General features: G+C 35.4%; 21 protein-coding genes and 2 tRNA genes. 11 read left to right on the top strand and 12 right to left on the bottom strand.

Annotation, left to right across the window (positions count from 1 at the left end; genetic code table 11):
- Nucleotides 1–73: 73 nt before the first annotated feature.
- Nucleotides 74–149: transfer RNA gene (locus ABIZ51_03945), tRNA-His, on the top strand.
- 61 nt (nt 150–210) lie between these two features.
- Here ABIZ51_03945 and ABIZ51_03940 read toward each other — a convergent pair.
- From ABIZ51_03940 to ABIZ51_03915, 6 genes are all read right to left on the bottom strand, one after another.
- A complete protein-coding gene (locus ABIZ51_03940) occupies nt 211–576 on the bottom strand; it encodes a hypothetical protein (GenBank protein MEO7087927.1) in 366 nt (121 codons plus the stop codon).
- 9 nt (nt 577–585) lie between these two features.
- Entirely contained in the window at nt 586–1,140 is a 555-nt protein-coding gene (locus ABIZ51_03935) for a DUF255 domain-containing protein (GenBank protein ID MEO7087926.1), read from the bottom strand.
- Nucleotides 1,141–1,169: 29 nt separating this feature from the next.
- Nucleotides 1,170–1,607, bottom strand: coding sequence for a MaoC/PaaZ C-terminal domain-containing protein (locus ABIZ51_03930; GenBank protein ID MEO7087925.1), 438 nt, complete (start codon nt 1,605–1,607; stop codon nt 1,170–1,172).
- Nucleotides 1,608–1,616: 9 nt separating this feature from the next.
- The gene (locus ABIZ51_03925; GenBank protein MEO7087924.1) at nt 1,617–2,978 is read right to left on the bottom strand and encodes an MFS transporter; all 1,362 of its coding nucleotides are present in this window, start codon (nt 2,976–2,978) and stop codon (nt 1,617–1,619) included.
- A 202-nt stretch (nt 2,979–3,180) separates the two neighbouring features.
- Complete coding sequence (locus ABIZ51_03920) at nt 3,181–3,468, bottom strand: antibiotic biosynthesis monooxygenase family protein (GenBank protein ID MEO7087923.1); 288 nt, start codon at nt 3,466–3,468, stop codon at nt 3,181–3,183.
- Complete coding sequence (locus ABIZ51_03915; GenBank protein ID MEO7087922.1) at nt 3,461–4,243, bottom strand: SAM-dependent chlorinase/fluorinase; 783 nt, start codon at nt 4,241–4,243, stop codon at nt 3,461–3,463. The genes ABIZ51_03920 and ABIZ51_03915 overlap by 8 nt, the downstream gene beginning before the upstream one ends.
- Nucleotides 4,244–4,338: 95 nt before the next feature.
- On the opposite strand from ABIZ51_03915, the gene ABIZ51_03910 reads away from it, so the two are divergent.
- The 4 genes from ABIZ51_03910 (at nt 4,339) to ABIZ51_03895 (ending at nt 8,324) form a co-directional block, all read left to right on the top strand.
- Entirely contained in the window at nt 4,339–5,286 is a 948-nt protein-coding gene (locus ABIZ51_03910) for a PhoH family protein (GenBank protein MEO7087921.1), read from the top strand.
- 133 nt (nt 5,287–5,419) lie between these two features.
- Nucleotides 5,420–6,430, top strand: coding sequence for a Wzz/FepE/Etk N-terminal domain-containing protein (locus tag ABIZ51_03905; protein MEO7087920.1), 1,011 nt, complete (start codon nt 5,420–5,422; stop codon nt 6,428–6,430).
- A 67-nt stretch (nt 6,431–6,497) separates the two neighbouring features.
- Nucleotides 6,498–7,973 carry an O-antigen ligase family protein gene (locus ABIZ51_03900; protein ID MEO7087919.1) on the top strand — a complete coding sequence of 492 codons (1,476 nt, stop codon included), beginning with the start codon at nt 6,498–6,500 and terminating at the stop codon, nt 7,971–7,973.
- A gap of 24 nt (nt 7,974–7,997) precedes the next feature.
- Nucleotides 7,998–8,324, top strand: coding sequence for a DUF721 domain-containing protein (locus ABIZ51_03895; GenBank protein ID MEO7087918.1), 327 nt, complete (start codon nt 7,998–8,000; stop codon nt 8,322–8,324).
- A gap of 63 nt (nt 8,325–8,387) precedes the next feature.
- Here the strand turns inward: ABIZ51_03895 and ABIZ51_03890 are convergent, their stop codons facing one another.
- Nucleotides 8,388–8,810 (bottom strand): nucleoside-diphosphate kinase, encoded by a 423-nt coding sequence (locus tag ABIZ51_03890; protein MEO7087917.1) that lies wholly within the window; start codon nt 8,808–8,810, stop codon nt 8,388–8,390.
- Between the two features lie 126 nt (nt 8,811–8,936).
- Between ABIZ51_03890 and ABIZ51_03885 the strand changes: the two genes are divergently transcribed.
- Both ABIZ51_03885 and ABIZ51_03880 read left to right on the top strand, forming a co-directional pair.
- Entirely contained in the window at nt 8,937–9,548 is a 612-nt protein-coding gene (locus ABIZ51_03885; protein MEO7087916.1) for an OmpH family outer membrane protein, read from the top strand.
- Nucleotides 9,549–9,581: 33 nt separating this feature from the next.
- Nucleotides 9,582–9,968 carry a nucleoside triphosphate pyrophosphohydrolase family protein gene (locus ABIZ51_03880; protein MEO7087915.1) on the top strand — a complete coding sequence of 129 codons (387 nt, stop codon included), beginning with the start codon at nt 9,582–9,584 and terminating at the stop codon, nt 9,966–9,968.
- A gap of 9 nt (nt 9,969–9,977) precedes the next feature.
- On the opposite strand, the gene ABIZ51_03875 is transcribed toward ABIZ51_03880, so the two are convergent.
- The 4 genes from ABIZ51_03875 to ABIZ51_03860 all read right to left on the bottom strand — a co-directional run bounded on the left by ABIZ51_03875 (nt 9,978) and on the right by ABIZ51_03860 (nt 12,156).
- Nucleotides 9,978–10,595, bottom strand: a complete 618-nt coding sequence (locus ABIZ51_03875; protein MEO7087914.1) for a LysE family transporter — start codon at nt 10,593–10,595, stop codon at nt 9,978–9,980.
- 156 nt (nt 10,596–10,751) lie between these two features.
- Complete coding sequence (locus tag ABIZ51_03870; GenBank protein MEO7087913.1) at nt 10,752–10,931, bottom strand: hypothetical protein; 180 nt, start codon at nt 10,929–10,931, stop codon at nt 10,752–10,754.
- Nucleotides 10,932–11,090: 159 nt separating this feature from the next.
- Nucleotides 11,091–11,873 (bottom strand): hypothetical protein, encoded by a 783-nt coding sequence (locus tag ABIZ51_03865; protein MEO7087912.1) that lies wholly within the window; start codon nt 11,871–11,873, stop codon nt 11,091–11,093.
- Nucleotides 11,874–12,071: 198 nt separating this feature from the next.
- Nucleotides 12,072–12,156 (bottom strand) — tRNA-Ser (locus ABIZ51_03860).
- Between the two features lie 96 nt (nt 12,157–12,252).
- On the opposite strand from ABIZ51_03860, the gene ABIZ51_03855 reads away from it, so the two are divergent.
- Both ABIZ51_03855 and ABIZ51_03850 read left to right on the top strand, forming a co-directional pair.
- Nucleotides 12,253–13,722: a GWxTD domain-containing protein gene (locus ABIZ51_03855; protein MEO7087911.1), complete on the top strand. Its 1,470-nt coding sequence runs from the start codon at nt 12,253–12,255 to the stop codon at nt 13,720–13,722.
- Nucleotides 13,723–13,800: 78 nt separating this feature from the next.
- Nucleotides 13,801–14,832 (top strand): glycosyltransferase family 2 protein, encoded by a 1,032-nt coding sequence (locus ABIZ51_03850; GenBank protein ID MEO7087910.1) that lies wholly within the window; start codon nt 13,801–13,803, stop codon nt 14,830–14,832.
- Here ABIZ51_03850 and ABIZ51_03845 read toward each other — a convergent pair.
- On the bottom strand, nt 14,822–16,048 hold the full coding sequence (locus ABIZ51_03845; GenBank protein MEO7087909.1) for an NAD(P)/FAD-dependent oxidoreductase: 1,227 nt from the start codon (nt 16,046–16,048) through the stop codon (nt 14,822–14,824). The genes ABIZ51_03850 and ABIZ51_03845 overlap by 11 nt on opposite strands.
- Before the next feature lie 162 nt (nt 16,049–16,210).
- On the opposite strand from ABIZ51_03845, the gene ABIZ51_03840 reads away from it, so the two are divergent.
- Both ABIZ51_03840 and ABIZ51_03835 read left to right on the top strand, forming a co-directional pair.
- A complete protein-coding gene (locus ABIZ51_03840) occupies nt 16,211–16,342 on the top strand; it encodes a hypothetical protein (protein MEO7087908.1) in 132 nt (43 codons plus the stop codon).
- An 810-nt stretch (nt 16,343–17,152) separates the two neighbouring features.
- Nucleotides 17,153–17,851: a hypothetical protein gene (locus tag ABIZ51_03835; GenBank protein ID MEO7087907.1), complete on the top strand. Its 699-nt coding sequence runs from the start codon at nt 17,153–17,155 to the stop codon at nt 17,849–17,851.
- Nucleotides 17,852–18,504: the final 653 nt, after the last annotated feature.

Raw genomic sequence — 18,504 nt, 5'->3', positions numbered from 1 at the left:
GGTTTTAAATATATAAGTCTTTAAAATTTGTCAAATTACCAAGAAACCGTATCTTTGCAGTCCAATTTAACACGGTGGTTGTAGCTCAGCTGGTTAGAGCATCGGTTTGTGGTACCGAGGGTCGTGGGTTCGAGCCCCATCCTCCACCCTTCTTAAAAATCAAAACGGGCGAACAGTTAAACTGTTCGCCCGTTTTTTTGTTCCGAAAAATTATTTTTTCAACTGCTCTTCGAGCGCGTCAATCAGTAAGTTTTTGTGGTGTAAGTCTGATTTTAATTTCTCGATTTCTTCTTTCAATTGCTGAATTTCAGAACGAAATTTAGTTTCTTCTTTCGACCAAATATTGACATTGTAATACATTTCCGATTCGTCAGCTTTTTTAGAAGTTTCGCGAAAAAAACTATACAAAGGAATTCGTAATTCTTTCGAAATAAGTTCTAAAGTGCGGATTTCGAGTGTGCTATTTTCCAACGCAAAATCCAAATCTTTTTCTTGAATACCAAGGTATTTAGCAAGACTCGCGTAAGTTGCTTTTTTTTCATTTAAGATACTGACTATTTTTTCTTTCAAATTCATCTCAAAAAATTATTTTACGTTGCCTTTAAAAGAATTTTTATAATCTTCCCATTTGGTATTTTTGTAATTATTTCCAGCAAAATACATTAAAATAGGCTCTAAGGATTTCGCATCTAAATAGCCAGGAGCGCGACTCAATAAAGTAAAACGTTCATCCATATAAACGGTTGTCGGATACGACATTTTTCCGCCCAGCAAGGAATACGCCAATTGATGCACAGAACCGCGCGCGCCCGGATGCGGATTTACAAATGTGAGCGTATCAAAACGAACAGTATCCGTCATTTCTGCATCTAATTTTACAGGATAAAAATAAGTGTTTAAATCTCTGATAATCGTTGTATCCTCATAAGTAGTCGCTTCCATCCGTTTGCACCAAACACACCAGCTTGTCTGAACATCAATAAATATTTTTTTAGGATGTTCTTTATCTAATTTCGCGGCTTCTTCAAAAGTGTACCAATGAATTTTTTCGGGAGACGGCGTAGCTGTTTTCGTTACAAAGCTTTCGCTGACAAAGGCGATACAAGAAAGTAATACTGCACAAAAAAATATTTTTTTCATGAAACGTTTTATTGAAATCGAGTTTAAAGTTATGAAATTTTATGCAAAACAGTCATTTCCAGAGATTGAATCATTTCTCCTTCATCGTTTTTAAATTCGTACAACCAGGTAACGGCTGCAAAAGTATTGTCAGAGTTTGGTTTTATATGGATGATGGTAACGCTGCTGTGCACATTCATATCGGCATACACTGGTTTTAGAAATTTCCAATGATTGACTTCCAAACCTGCAATTACGGTATCTTTAAAGCGCGGAATCCATTGTGTGCGATGCACAAAATTAAAACTGTGAGGACCGCTGGCAATTAAGCGTTTGAAAAAACTTTTTTTCGCAGCTTCTTTATCAATATGAAAATCAAGTGGATCAAATGCTTTCGCGAAAGCAATAATTTCTGATTCGGTAAAAGAAGTAACTCCGAAATCAATTTTTTTCCCGACAACAAAATCTTTGAAAAAAAATTTTTCCATGTCTTTTTTTTAATGATGTTCTGAACTTCCTAATTCGGCTGAAATAACTGTTTCATCTTCAATTAAAAAGCTTTTTTCCTTAATGAATTTAGAAACAACGATGAATAAAACCGTAAACACCGACAAAACGACGAAGAAAAACCAATAAAATTTAGCATTTTCCATTCCGTTTGCATCTGCAAAACTCGATAGATAACCTGTTTTACTTACGCTCATGTTTACAAATGTATCGAAGATATCGCCCACAAAAACGGTCGCCAGAAAAAATGCCATAATCGTACTCTTCATTGATTTAGGTGCTTGTGTATACGCATATTCCAAACCAGTAATGGAAACTAAAATTTCGGAAGCTGTTACTAATACATACGCTAAAATTTGCCAAGAAATATTTGGTTTTCCGCCAGCATCAATTTTTGTTTGGATAAATGCAATTACTAAAAATGTAAAAGCCATTACCACCAAGCCTGCTCCTATCTTGCGAAGCGGCGTTACTTTAATTCCCATTTTTTCTACCGCAGGATAAATAACATAGGAAAATAAAGGAATGAATGCTAAAATTAAAATCGGGTTAATGGCTTGTATTTGCTCGGGCAACCAAGTGTATCCCATAAAATTTAAATTCATTTTGGTGGCTTGTAATACCCATTCTGATCCGTTTTGATCGTACAATGCCCAAAAAATAGGAAAGAATGCAAACACCGCCAAGGCGCTCCAAACAGCTTTCATGTTTTCAACCGATTCTCCCGAAAATTTAGTTTTCGCAGCATCTAACCAAGATTGACCTTTCTCTTTATTTTTTGTAGGATGGAAAAGTGCATAAAAATTAATCGCCATAAAATTGGCTGCTACAAATCCGGATGGTGGTACGTGTACATATTTTTTTCGTCCCAGCCAAAAAACAAACGTTGCCAACGCCATTAAAATTCCGGGAACTCCGAATGCTACCGAAGCTCCGAATTTTAACATTAATACAGGCGTAAGCAAGGTAGAAACAGTTGATCCAGCATTAATCGCAAAATAAAACCAGTTAAACATTTTCGAAATTAAATCCTGATTGGTATGATCGAATTGATCGCCCACATTCGCGGAAACGCAAGGTTTTATACCGCCAGCACCAATCGTAATAAAAAGCAAACCGAGCATAAAAGCGTTTAACTGCGTGTCGAAAGCCGCCAAAAATGCGTGTCCTACGCAATAAAGCAACGACAGCCAAAAAATAGTTTTGTATTTTCCCAAATACCAATCTGCCAAAATTCCGCCTAAAATAGACATCAAATACGTAATGCTAATAAACAAATGGGTTTTAGCATTCGATTGCGAATCGCTCATCAAAAATTGATGTACAAAAAATGTAGCGAGCAACGTTTTCATTCCATAGAAACTGAAACGCTCTGCTGCCTCGTTTCCTATAATGTACGGTATACTACGCGGGAATCTTGATTTTTTGGTAATCGCTTCTTCCATTATTTATTGGCTTTTGTGAGGGACGAAAGTAATTATTTTTTTAAATCTGAATTGCTTTTAAAATATTTCTGTAAAAATGAGTTTGAAAAATTATTTTTTTGAAGGTAATTTATTCGACTATTTCTACGCTCCAAGCTTCGGCTTTTTCAGCGAAAAGCGGTTTTGTTTTACTCCAAATATTTTTAAAAGTTTCAGAATTTCGATAATTTTCCAATGCTTCTGCAGATGCCCAAAAACTGTATGTAAAAAAAATATTTTTTGAAGCGTTTTCTTTCCACAATTCTAAATGCGAGCAACCTTCAAACGATTTTATTTTATTTTTCGAAGCGTTGAAAACACTCAAAAACTCATCTATCTTTTCAGGAATAAAAGTCATTTTTACAATTCGTTTAATCATCGAAGCGAATGGTTATTTGATCATTTTTTTTCAAGTTCAATAAATTACCCGCAGCACCTTGATTGATGGCGATTTCCAAGAATCCAGTGGAACCGAAAAAAGCCACTATTTCGCCTTCTTGCACATCGTTGTATTTTTCTGAAATAACACTAATATCCTCTACACTGGTGCCTTTGGTGGCAATTGAAAATTTTCTTCCTTGCCGCACATTTTCAAAAATTTCACGACTAATATTACACACCACATTTTTATAATGATCGATAAAAATAATAATTCCGCGAATACTATTTTTGTCGATGGAAGGTTTGAAAACACTGCGTTCTTTGAGTTTTTCGAGTGGTTTGGCAATTTCTTCGAGTGGTAAATCTTTCGCAATATGACAAGCTGCTTTCGCAAAAACATCGCGCATCGGAAATGCCAAAGAGCGTGCATCTGGCACCAAAATTAATTCCATTATTTTTTCAGGAATCGTATCAAAAATCAATGGAAATAAGCCATTATCAGCACCAATAAAAAAATGTCCGTCGAAAAAAAACAAACAATTTTTTGCGCCTTCTTCTGGAAAAGAGTTTACATCCACAATATGAATCGTGCCTTTCGGGAAATCCGAATACGTATTTTTCACAATAAAAGCGGCTTGCAGCATATCAAAAGGCTCTATGGCGTGTGTAATATCCACCACCGTAACATCTTGCAAACTACTATATATAGTGCCTTTCACAGATCCTGCGTAATAACCGTTGCCAGCGTCGGACGTTAATGTAATGATTGACATTGTTTGTATTTTGTGTGCCGATTATTGGTAAAAATTTGGTTATTTTGTGAACATCAAAAGTAAAAAAAACATTCATAAAGCTAATAATATAAATTTTGAGCGAAAAATTAATTGTCATAGAAAGCATTCCGCCAATTGAGTTGTACGGCGTAAACGACAGCAAAATGGATTTAATCCGCAAGTATTTTCCAAAACTGAAAATTATTGCACGCGGTTACAGCATTAAGATAATTGGTGATGACGAGGAAATAAGTCGTTTTGAGAAAAAACTAAATTTATTGATTGAACATTTCGATAAATACGGAAATATTACTGAAAATAACATCGAACGTTTGATGTCAGAGAACGGAGATGAAAAGATGAAACAGCCCGAAGATACCAACGATGCACTCGTTTTCGGGAACAACGGTTTAATTGTAAAAGCACGAACGCTCAACCAACGAAAAATGGTGGAAAGTTGCGCGCACAACGACATGCTTTTCGCGATTGGACCAGCTGGAACAGGAAAAACCTATACAGCCGTTGCGCTTGCCGTACGTGCCTTGAAAAATAAAGAAGTTAAAAAAATTATTCTTACGCGCCCTGCCGTAGAAGCAGGCGAAAATTTGGGTTTTTTACCCGGAGATTTAAAAGAGAAATTAGATCCGTATTTGCAGCCTTTGTACGATGCTTTGCACGATATGATTCCGGCTGAAAAATTAACTTCTTATCTCGAAAGTCATATTATTCAAATTGCACCTTTGGCATTTATGCGCGGACGTACGCTGGACAATGCTTTCGTTATTTTAGACGAAGCACAAAACTCAACGGAAAGTCAGATGAAAATGTTTTTGACGCGTATGGGATCTTCTGCAAAATTTGTGATAACAGGCGATGTAACGCAAGTGGATTTACCAAAAAATCAACCGTCTGGATTGATTAATGCAATCAAAATATTGGAAAATGTAGAAGGAATTGATTTTGTTTTTCTCGATGAAAACGATGTGATTCGACACAAATTAGTTAAAAAAATAATTTTGCGTTACGAAGAAACTAAAAAATAAAAAACATTTTTTTCGTCTCCAAAAAAATAATTTTTCGAACGCTGTTTTTTCAATTAAAAATACAAAATTTATCTCGAAAATCCTTTTAATAAAATTCTTACTTTTGACATCTTAAAAAAAACAAATCAACATTATGAGCGAAACAAAAGAGAACAAAGAAATGGACAATAGCCATATTTTACTATTTCTCTATAAATGGCGTAAACCATTATTAATATTGACTGTTGTAACTATAATTGCTTCTTCTATTGTTACTTTTTTTATCAAACCGAGATATACTTCTACAGCTACACTTTTTCCGGCTTTAACGAACAACGCAGGAAAAGTTTTGTTGGATGGTAATACCAATCCAATTGAAGATGTGATGGCTTTTGGAAAAGAAGAAAATGCAGAACAATTGGTTCAAATTTTAGAATCTGATGCTGTTTTTAATAGTATTGCTGAGCGATTTCATTTAATGAATCATTATGGCATTAGCGAACAAGATGCTAAGAAAAATGCCATTCTTCGAGAATATTACGATACGTTTTTTACATTTAAGCGCACCGAATTTATGTCGGTAAAAATTGAAGTAAGCGACTGGGACAACCAGTTGGCAGCTCAAATGGCAAATGCTATTATAAGCATTTCGGATTCTATTCAAGCAAAAGTTGCGCATGCGCGCGCTGAAAAATCGCTCTCGATTGTGCAAAAATCTTACGAAAATTTAGAAGATAGCATCCAAACGAATAACGATTCTATAAATAGGCTGAGAGCAATGGGCATTATTGATATAGGATTTCAAATTAAGGAATTGACAAGAGGATACACCAGTGCTTTAATCGCCAATAATTCATCCGCAGCCAAACAAATAGAAGAACAAATAGATATTTTCAAAAAAAATGCAACCAGATTTGATCACTTACATAGCATTTTAGGCTATGAATACGGTCAGTTGGGAACTTTAGGTATTGAATACCAACAAGCCCAAGCAAATATAAAAAATACCTTGCCGATGTTTGTTTTGGACAAAGCCGTTCCAGCGGATAAAAAATCGTATCCTGTGCGTTGGATAATTGTAGTCGTTTCCACTTTATCCGTATTGTTGATGGCTTACGTAGTGATATTGGGAATGGAAAAATTTTCGGAAATAAAACCCGAATGATTTTTCTTGGTTGAAAAAATAATTTTTCGAAGAGCAAATTTTCCTTCCAAAAAAATCATAAAATAATTTGAACACGTTCACAAATAAACTTGCCAATCAACCAAAAACTTTTTGGTTGTACGCCGTATGCTTTGTGTTTATTGCCATTAACTGCTATTGCCTTGCCCACGAATTTTTCTATTTAATATTTCTTCCAGCAATCATTCTTGTTCTTTTACTCGCCTTGTTTTCGATGGAAACATTGATGCTAATGACTGTTTTCTTAACCCCTTTATCGGTTAATTTACGAGATGTTCTTACTGGAAGAGAAGGACTTTCATTGAGCTTACCGACCGAACCAATTTTATTCGGAATCATGATTATTTATATTTTCAAATCTATTCGAGAAATTAATCACACTAAAAAATTAATGCGTCATCCCATCACCATCGCCATTGTAATTCAATTGGTTTGGATGTTTATTACCTGTATTACCAGTACCATTCCGCTTGTTTCTTTTAAAGCATTTACAGCACGACTTTGGTTTGTAACTGCCTTTTATTTTATGGCAAACGAATTATTTAAGAAAAAAAGCAACATCAAAAAATTTTATTGGATGTATATTATATCTTTCCTCTTGGTTATTTTTTATACGATTTACAACCATGCTCATTATAATTTTTCGGAAGATGCCGCACATTGGGTTATGACTCCATTTTTCAATGACCATACAGCTTATGGAGCTTTATTGGCAATGTATTTTCCGGTCATCCTCGGATTTGTATTTAATAAAAAAGACACCAAAACCTTGCGCATCCTATCTTTCGGAGTGCTGGTTATTTTTTTAGTGGCAATTATTTTATCTTACACACGCGCTGCTTGGGTAGGTTTGGCAGGAGCTTTAGCCGTTTACATAGTTTTACTGTTGAAAATAAAATTTCGAAGTATCCTTATTCTACTTGGCTTTTTAACCTTGGGTGGAATTGTTTTTCAAACACAAATTGAAATGAAATTGGAACAAAACCATCAAGATTCATCTCGGGATTTTTCCAAACATTTAGAATCCATTTCCAATATTTCTTCGGATGCTTCTAATTTAGAACGCTTAAATCGTTGGAGTTGCGCCTTGCGTATGTTTGAAGAAAAACCAATTGTTGGTTGGGGTCCGGGCACCTACAGTTTTAAATACGCCCCTTTTCAATTGGCAAGTGATCGTACCATTATCAGCACCGACAATGGCGATCGAGGAAATGCTCACAGTGAATATTTTGGACCACTTTGTGAGTCTGGCGTGTTGGGATTTATCACTTTTGTTGTCATCGTTTTATCTTGTCTTTCAACCGGGTTTAGATTATTTTACACCGTAAAAGATAAAGAAACAAGACTGTTGGCATTGGTCGCTATCTTAGGTTTAGTAACCTATTTTGTACACGGCACAGTGAATGATTTTTTAGATACTGACAAAGCATCTATTCCTTTTTGGGGGTTTATAGCCGTTTTAACTGCCATTGATTTACATCATAACAAAAAATCAGAAAATCTGAACACCTTGCATACGCTTTAAAAAATTATTTTTTCGAAACGATTTTTGAGAAAAAAAATAGCTTATCAATTGCATGGAATTACTATGAAAAGCAATGAAAAAAGTATTAAAGAAGTGATTGACGAATTGTTGAAAAACTATCGTTTGGATACGAAATTGAATGAAATTAATTTAATTAATTCTTGGGAAATAATTGTGGGAAAAATGATTGCCAATCACACGCAAAAAATTTTTATCCATAATCAAATTTTATACGTAACACTTGATTCTGCTGCTTTACGAATGGAATTATCTTACCAAAAAGAACGCATTATTAAAATGCTGAACGAATCTGCCGGCACGGACGTTATCACAGAAATAATTTTCAGATAAAAAAAGGTCTTCGAAAAATTAATTTTTCGAAGACCTTTTTAAGAGGTTCTAAAAAATAATTTTTTAGAAGCGTTCCAACATCGAGAAGAAAAAATCACCTTCTATTTTTGCATTTTCATCACTGTCTGAACCGTGAACAGCATTGGCTGCAATGGATTTTGCGTATAAATTACGAATGGTTCCTTTTTCTGCTTTCGCAGGATCGGTAGCGCCAATTAAAGTTCTGAAATCAGCCACTGCATTATTTTTTTCTAAAATAGCAGCAACAATAGATCCGGAAGACATATATTCCACCAACTCGCCGTAAAAAGGGCGTTCTTTGTGCACTTCATAAAATGTTCCGGCAGTTTCTTTAGAAAGTCGCGTGTATTTCATCGCGATAATTTTAAAACCTGCTTCGTTAATTTTTGCTAAAATTCCGCCAATATAACCGTTCTCCACAGCATCGGGCTTTAACATCGTAAACGTTCTGTTTGTAGTTGCCATTTTTTTCTTTTTTTAAATTGAATCGGGCGCAAAAGTAAAAAATATATTTGAGCAAATGGGTTGTTTGCAAGAAAATCGAAAATAATCAAAGAGGTTTTTATCTTTGTGCCTTCTAAAAAAACGGATATGAAAAAAATATTTTTTAAAACACTTTTATTCAGCGCGATTGTATCGCTTGCTGCGGCTTGCCATTCGGCAGATAAAAACAATAATACGGATGGTTCTTTGGATGCGAAATCTTCGCAAACAACCGGTTCCAAATCGGGAAGAATTATGTACGTGAATGCCGATACGTTGTTGTCGCAATATCAATATGTATTGGATGTGAAAAAAGAGGCGGAAGGAAAACACGCTGAAATTCAATCGCAATACGATGCAAAAGCACAAAAATTACAAAGCGATTATCAAGCCTATCAACAAAAAGTGAGTCAAGGTTTGATTTCTCAGAACGATGCGAAAAAAACAGAAGCGGATATGATGTCGAGAAAACAAGAATTGGATGACATGCAAACCAAAATGAATATGATTATGGACAGCGTGCAGAAAAAAAATGCGGACATTCAGAAAAAAGTAGGCGATTTTTTAGCGCGTTTGCAAAAAGAAAAACATTACGATTATGTACTCACGTATACGTCTAACGGCGGAAGCGTTTTGTATGCGAACGATAGTTTGGATATCACGAAAATCGTTGTTGCTGGCTTGAATGCGGAGTATTCGCAAAACGCTTTAAAAAAATAATTTTTCATGAAAGATCATCCTCATAAAAAAAGTGTGCTCGAAAAAATAAATTTCGTAAAGGAATTTCACGAAGTATTTAAAATAGGAAGTAGAGAAATTCCTGCCGGCGTTATTGATGAAAAGGAATACACGCTTCGCCACCGACTTTTAGAAGAAGAAAATAACGAGTATTTAGAAGCGTGTAAAAATGGCGATTTAATTGAAATTGCCGATGCTTTGGGAGATCAATTGTACATTGTTTTCGGAACGATTTTAAAACACGGTTTGCAACATAAAATTGACGAAGTATTTGAAGAAATTCATCGCAGCAATATGTCGAAATTAGACGATAAAGGCGAACCTATTTTTAGAGAAGATGGAAAAATAATGAAGAGCACGAATTATTTTAAACCAGACATTAAAAAGGCTTTGGAAAAATAATTTTTCGAATCAAAAAATAACGCGGTAAATCAGCACCATCCCGCAAATAGCTAAAATAAGTCCAGAAATGCGGTTCACAAATAATAATACTTTGTGATTTAAAAACTTCTTGATTTTATTGGCAGAAAAGGATTTCAATAAATCAGTTGCAAATACGGTAATTAATGTTGCGCTGAAAAAAGTGAGAATTAAAGTACTCGAAAACTCATAGCGAGAACTGATTAAACCCATCCAACCAGCCCAAAATAGCCACACAAAAGGATTGAGGATATTCAGAAAAAAACCTTTTGTAATCAACAAAGGCACATTGATGGTTTTCATTTCGTCCATCTTTTTTTCTTCGGCAGTGTGTTTTTGAAAAATATTATACGTTCCGAAACAAATAAGAATAACACCGCCTACAATGCCTTCTACCGCTTTGTTTTTTGGATTACTAAAAAACTGAGAGGCACCTAAATAAGCTAAAGTTACACACAACAAATCGCTAATAAAAATACCAGCGGCAAGGGCGAAACCAGAACGGAAACCATTGCGAATACTGGTTTGTATTAATGCAAAAAAAGACGGACCAATCAATAAAGCGAGTGTTAACCCTAATAAAACGCCTCCAAAAAATGCTTGCAACATACTGTTTTTCGATTTCTTCTATGTAAGGTTCTCTCAAATATGTAGGACAAAGATAAAAATTATGTTATTGGAAAGATATAGGAATGCGCACGCTTATTTATTTTCACATAAAATATTTTTTTGTGAAAATAATTTTGTTAGCACTGAAGTACTCAATCACAAAGCACTTTCACCACCCAGCTTATTTAAGCAACGCATAAAAGCATCTCGAATGCCTTCATATTGCGATTCTCTGCCGTAATTACGATTTCTTTGAGATTCTTCAATGACCTCATTGGCATGATGAATTTGAACATTTAACCAACGGATAAGTTCTTGTAGTTTTTCCGAATTCATGGGCATAAGAATTAATTGGTAGGTGCTTGTACGCTTTTGGCAATACAAAAGTTTCATAAAACTTTTTGGATAGCACAAATAAAAAGCTCTTTGAAAAATAATTTTTCGAAGAGCTAAAAAAATAGATTTATTTAAAAGAGATAAAAAGCGAATGAAAACTTACTTTTTAAAATCAGTAACGGTATTATCGTAACATAAAAAGTACTTGCCTTTGGCTAAATCATCAATGGGTAAATCTTTAGTAAAGCCTTTTTTGACAACTGTTCCGTAATAATCATATACTTCGAAACACGTAGCATCCGAAAATTCAATTTCTTTATCTTTCAAACAAGTATAAGTTACCTTAGCGATGTCAGAAGTCATGTTAACGATGTCAGAATAACGAGGATCTCCACCAAAACCAACTTGTTTAATACGAAATCTATTTTCGCCTGAGTGTGGAGTGGCTTGAAATGCATAATCATGACTTCCAGCTGTACCAATGCCTTTTACTTCTCCGGCATATACCCATTTGTTCCAACGAAATTCTTCTACAATATATGGTAAAGAACCTGATTCATTAGTTGCAGTCCATTTTAAAAGACCAGAATTATCAATGGCAATAGTGCTTACTTTATAAGTTGATTGTGGATTAATTGCTTCTGGATTTAGCACCTTTGGACTACAGCCATCTTTGTGCATAATACGAATAACAACAGGTGTACCAGGTGTAATTTGAAATTGAGAAAAATCGATTTCGAACGCGCTGGAATTCACTTCATCCGCAGCAATTTGTCCGTTTATCGTAACCTGATAAGTACAAAATCCAACACCAGAAGCAGCGTAACCGTTTTGTACATATAAGTTTTTACTTTGATAATTACCTTCCAAAACCATCACGGCTGCTTGTGTAGCGGCGGAAATCAGGAAGAAAGAAACAAGTGCAAAAATTACTTTTTTCATAGTGTTACTATAATTTTCGACAAAGATATATAAAAAATAGACGGAACTACAAAAAAAGTAGTGTTTCTTTTTATACTCCCTTAAGAATGAATTTGTTTCAACGCTATTTTGTGCGTTTCCATTATTTCTAAAAATTCAAATTGGACACAGGCGAAACAATAAAAAGGGACTTACTCAATATGAGCAAATCCCTTTCAGCGGAGAGTTAGGGATTCGAACCCCAGGACCTGTTACAGTCAACAGTTTTCAAGACTGCCGCAATCGACCGCTCTGCCAACTCTCCGAGCGCAAAAGTATAATATTTTCTTATTCCTGCTAAAAAAATATTTTTTTTATGTTTAATCATTTATCTTTGTTCAGCGTCAGACGCGTATTAATAATGAGAAAAAGAAATTATTTTTGGATTGTTTTTTTATTTTTTACTTTAGCGGATGGCGCTGTTGCTGGCAATTTAACAGCTTTCCTACTCCACTCCACATTCTGTACACCACAAGGAAATCCGTATATCGAAACCTATTTATCGGTAGCCGGAAACAATGTTGTTTTTGTTAAAAATAGCAATGGGAAATACCAAGGTAAAATTGCCGTTGAACTTGTTTTTACGCAAGGCGATTCGGTAAAAGCATTTAAAAAATATAATTTATTGAGTCCGGAGATTAACGATAGTACTTCTCCAAAACCTGCTTTTATTGATCAACAACGCATTTCGCTACCCAACGGTAAATACGATTTTAAAATTTCCATCGCAGATGAAAATACAAAAAACAAACCCTTTTCTGTTCGCCAACCAATTACGATTGATTACCCTCCTCAAAAAATTATTTTTTCAGACATCGAAATGTTGGAAAGCGTTCATCCCACTATAACGCCTAATATTTTAAGTAAAAGTGGATATGATTTACTGCCTTATGTTTCTAATTTTTTTCCAGAAGACATGGATACACTTCGCTTTTACAGCGAAATTTACAATACACAAAAAGTATTGGGTGAACACCAACGTTACCTTGTAATGTATTATATTGAATCCAACGAAAACAATACACAATTAGCGGAATTTCATGCGTTCGAAAAAAAGGAAACCAGTGATGTCGGCATCGTTTTAAGCGAATTTCCAATAAAAAATTTATCTTCCGGAAATTACAATTTAGTGATGGAATTAAAAGATGTAACGGGCAAAACAATCACGCTCAAAAAAATATTTTTTCAACGTCAAAGTTCTTTACAAACATACAACCTAAAGGATGTTGCAGCAATAGACCTGAATGGATCTTTTGCCAGCCACATTACCAATATGGATACGTTGGTGGATAACCTTCGTTCCTTATGGCCCATTTCTACCTACGGAGAGCGCTCGTTCGCACAGGATCAAATCAAGTCAAAAAACATGAAATTGATGCAACAATTTTTTCTTAACTTTTGGATCAGCCGAAATGCAAAAAATCCAGAAACAGCTTGGGATGATTACAACAAACAAGTGCAAGCTGTAAACAAGGAATTTAATACTGGCTCCAGAAAAGGGTACGCAACAGATAGAGGTCGGGTTTATTTAGAATATGGCTCGCCAAATGTACGTGATATAGAAAACACAGAGCCGAATAGTTATCCCTATGAAATTTGGCAGTATAATAAATTAAAGGATCAAACCAATCGAAAATTTGTGTTCTATAACCCTTATTTGGCAGGTAACGAGTATGTTTTACTACACTCTGATGCCAGAGGAGAAACGTATGATGCCAACTGGGAATTGGATTTACACAACCGGGATAATCCTACGCATGATTTAGACCAAGAAACCACGCCGGATGAGTACGGTGGACACGCCTTAGATAATTTTAACACTCCGCATTGATAAAAGATGGTTCAAAAAATATTTTTTCAAACACCTGAATTCAGCTTCTGAAAAAAGGAAAAAACCATCGCTTTAAAAATGATCCCAAAAAGTATTGCTGTTGTTATTTTAAATTGGAACGGAAAAAAAATGCTCGAAACATTTTTGCCTTCTGTTGTTTCCAATAATGAAAAAAATGTGGAAATTATTGTAGCAGACAATGCTTCAACGGATGATTCGATTGCCTTTCTGAAAAATAATTTTTCAAACGTAAAAATTATTCAAAACGATGAGAATGGTGGATTTGCAAAAGGATACAACGATGCGTTGAAACACGTAAATTCGGATTATTACATTATTTTGAATTCGGATGTGGAAGTAACGCCCAATTGGATTCATCCTTTTTTAGACTTGATCGAAAAGTATCCAGAAACCGTTGCCATTCAGCCCAAAATTTTATCTTACATAAATAAAGATGAATTTGAATATGCTGGTGCAGCAGGTGGTTTTATTGATAAATACGGATATCCTTTTTGCAAAGGACGAATTTTTCAAACACTCGAAAAAGATGAAAATCAATACGACAAAGAAGAAGAAATTTTTTGGGCGAGTGGAGCGTGTTTATTTATAAAATCGGCTGTGTTCCACGAATTGGGCGGTTTCGACGAAGATTTTTTTGCGCACATGGAAGAAATAGATTTGTGTTGGCGCATTCGCAATGCTGGATATAAAATTATGTATTGTCCAAAATCCACTGTTTATCACCTTGGCGGAGGAACTTTGCACAAAAACAATCCGCAAAAAACATATCTCAACTTCAGGAATAATTTATTTATTCTTTTTAAAAATCATTCGAGTCGTTATTTCTTTCCGAAAATTATGATTCGTTTGAGTTTAGATGGAATTGCTGGATTAAAATTTTTATCGGACGGCGAATTTGTCCATTTTACAGCTGTTATAAAGGCTCATTTTCATTTTTATGGGAGTTTGAAAAAGCTTTTTTTTAAACGGAAAATAACCAAGATGAATACGAAAAAGTATGCTACGTCTGGAATTTACAAGCATTCCGTCGTTTATGCCTATTATGTAAAAGGGAAAAAGAAATTCGGTGAACTGAATTTTACAGATTGATACTTTGCGCTGCAATCCAGCCGCTGCTCCACGCATTCTGAAAATTAAAGCCGCCTGTAATCCCATCTACATCTATAATCTCACCTGCAAAAAAAAGATTGGGAACCACTTTACTTTGCATCGTTTTAAAATCTATTTCTTTTAAACGAATGCCGCCACAAGTTACAAACTCTTCTTTAAATGTTGTTTTCCCTTGCACGTTATACGTATCGGTTAATAATATTGCAATTAAAAGATTTAATTCTTTCTTCGGCAAATCTGCCCAACGTGTGCTTTCTGAAATGGTTGCTTTGTGGATAAAATATTCCCAAAGTCGTTTTGGTAAATCAAGTGGGAAATGTGTTAGCATCATTTTTGCTGAATTTTTTGAGCGAAAATCAGAGAGTTCCAATCGTAATTTTTCTTCGGAATAAAATGGAATCCAATTAATCATTGCGGTGAAACGATAATTCAAATCGCTTAATTGGCGGGCTCCCCAAGCCGATGCACGCAAGATGGCTGGACCGCTCATACCCCAATGTGTGATGAGCAAAGGACCTTCTGTTTCTATTTTTGTATGGAGAACGCGTACTTTTGCATGCGGCACGGAAACGCCCATCAGTTGTGTGATGGCATTGTTCGGAATATTAAATGTAAAAAGCGAAGGAACCGGATTTTCAATCGTGTGCCCTACTGCTCGAAGCCAATTATACGCTTCGCTTTTCGGATTGCCACCTGTCGCAATAATTAATTTATCGCAACTGAAACTACCGCCGCCTATAGCCTTTAAGAGAAATGAAGCATCTGTTTGCAGAATAATTTCTTCAATATCCACATTCATTTTTATTTTTACGGATGCTTTTTCTGCTTCTTGCATCAAGCAATTGACAATGGTTTCCGACTTATCTGTATCTGGAAACATTCTTCCGTCAGCTTCTGTTTTTAGTGTTACACCTCGTTTCTCAAACCAATGAATGGTATCGCTTGTGGTAAAACGACTGAAAACATTTCGTAACTCTTTTTCTCCTCGCGGATAATTTTTTACGAGCAAATTGTTTTCGAAACAGGCATGCGTTACATTGCATCTGCCGCCTCCGGAAACGCGCACTTTAGAAAGTAGTTTAGAGCTTTTTTCTAATAAAATGATTTCGTAATCTGGATGTATTTGTGCGCAATTAATGGCGGCAAAAAATCCCGCTGCACCTCCTCCTATAACGATTACTTTTTTTGATTGCAAAATTTATTTTTTCATGTTGAAAGAGAAGACTCCTTTATAGCGCCTAAAGGAATGTGTTTATGTCCAAGCATTCCATTTTTTATTCGGTAACGACGAGCTTTCTTATTATGCTATTCTTTTTATAAAAACGCTTAATTACTCCTTTGTTTATAATTGTTACAAATGTATTTATTTTTTAATTCTCTAAATACAAATAGATTCGATAATTGGCGCGTCATAATTGCTTGTACGTCTTTTCTAATTGACGATGGTGATGGCACAATGGATACGAAAGGCAAAGGAAAACAATACTAAAATTCTTTCGGACGAATGTTCACCTAAGTGAACTACAACTCACGTTGCTGCGGACGATACTTCAGGTCTGGAAATTGACTCTTCAACTCGTGGGGACGACACTTCGAGTCTGGAAATTGACTCTTCAACTCGTGGGGACGACTCTTTGGGTGCGGAACTTGACTCTTCAACTCGTGGGGACGACTCTTTGGGTCTGGAACTTGACTCTTCAACTCGTGGGGACGACTCTTCAACTCGTGGGGACGACTCTTCGAGTCTGGAAATTGACTCTTCAACTCGTGGGGACGACTCTTCGGGTCTGGAAATTGACTTTTCAACTCGTGGGGACGACTCTTCGGGTGCGGAACTTGACTCTTCAACTCGTGGGGACGATACTTTGGGTCTGGAAACTGTCTCTTCAACTACCGCGGACGATACTTCGGTTCTGGAAACGGTTCTGTTCATTAAAATGTGTCAGGTCATTTGGGTCTGTTCACCTCCTCCGCCTGCCTGTGGCAGACATCCCCTCAAGTGGGTGACAAAAACAAAACCATTTATCTCCTTCATGAAGAGAGGATAAAAGAACAAAACCAATTTATCTCCCGCTGGAGGGAGCAGGTGGAGAAAAAAAATATAGAATGATAAAGCATCCTCTTTTCATCGCTACATCTTCACATTTTCAAATATACACTTCGGTAAATCTGCACATCAATATCGTTTTACATACTAAACATCCTTTTTCTTCGTTCGAGATTAGAATATAATTAGAAAGGGAGTAGTTCTCTGCCCATGTAAATGAGAATTGTATTTAAATAATAGGAGGAACGAAAGATGAACAAGACACAGGAAAATAAACTTTCGATGTACTATGCAGTACAGGAAGTTTGCCATGCACATCAAACAGTATGGGGAAATTTAGCAGCATTTACGAATACATTTACTGCTTTTGAAACAAATGTAACAGGTATAGAAGGCTTGTTGCAGGTTCAGAAAACAAGTATCAAAGGAATTACTGCTGATAAAGAGGCAGCAAAAACCGAGATGATGAACCAAGGATTAAAAATGGCGCATGCCTTGTACGCTTTTGCAAGTAATACGAATAATTTAATTTTGAAAGGCAAAATGGAATTTAGCAGAGGTAAATTACAAAGAGTGCGCGATTCCATTATCTTGCAACATTGCCGAACCATCAAGGACGAAGCGCAAGCAAATATAGCTTCACTCACAGATTACGGCATCACCGCAGCAGTACTTACCGACTTTCAAACAAAAATAGTGAAGTCGGCTTTGGTAATTGCATCACCGCGCAGTGCCATTGTGGAGCGTAAGGGAGCAGGAAACGAATTGAACAAATTGATGCACTCCAACGATGTACTTTTAAAAGATCAATTGGATAAATTGGCAGAAAGTTTTAGAACAGCAAATGCTGAATTCTACCAATTGTACCAAGACGCACGTGCGATTGTAGACTTGGGCATCCGGCACAAAACACCTGCAAGTGTGATAGTACCGCCTGCACCAATGCAATAATGAAGTGAATGATTAACCAATAATTAAAACGCCCCGAATTCGGGGCGTTTTAATTATATATCTTATACGAATTAGCGCGAATAAAAAAACCTCATCCCCTGCCCTTCTCCGAAGGAGAAGAGAGTAATTGATAATGGAGGAGAATTTAAAGATTTGAAAATGTACCGATGTGCATTAGGGGTAGTACTGGGTAGCGCCAATGAAAATAGTTCAATAATATTAGATGATAACAATTTTTGTGGAAACTGACACTTCTTATTCAAAATGGCACATAATTACCTTTTGATTGCTGTGTTCTGAAAATGTACAATTAAGAAAAAAAATTTCATTTAAACATTTTATGAATATAATTATCTTTTTTAATATTAATATTACGCATATCATTTTCAGCTTATCTATTTAGATAACAAGAAATTAAAAAAAATATTTTACTTTTTCTTGAAATTAATTATATTCGCCAATAAGTATGTTATGGGCTATGTTGCCAAAAAAAACTAAACAGAAATGAATCAGAAACTTACAATAATTTTCAGTTCAATAGTAATCTTAATTATTGCGCTTTATTTTGGTTTGCCTTTTGAGTTTTTTAATATTAATTTAGACAGAATTGCAAATATCATAGCTATTCTTATTGTTCTATTTGTATTTTACAA

It is taken from the genome of Bacteroidia bacterium (assembly GCA_039924845.1).
Taxonomy (GTDB): Bacteria; Bacteroidota; Bacteroidia; order DATLTG01; family DATLTG01; genus DATLTG01.
The sequence above is the reverse complement of the archived record's forward strand: the minus strand, read 5'-3'. Positions and strand labels throughout refer to the sequence as shown.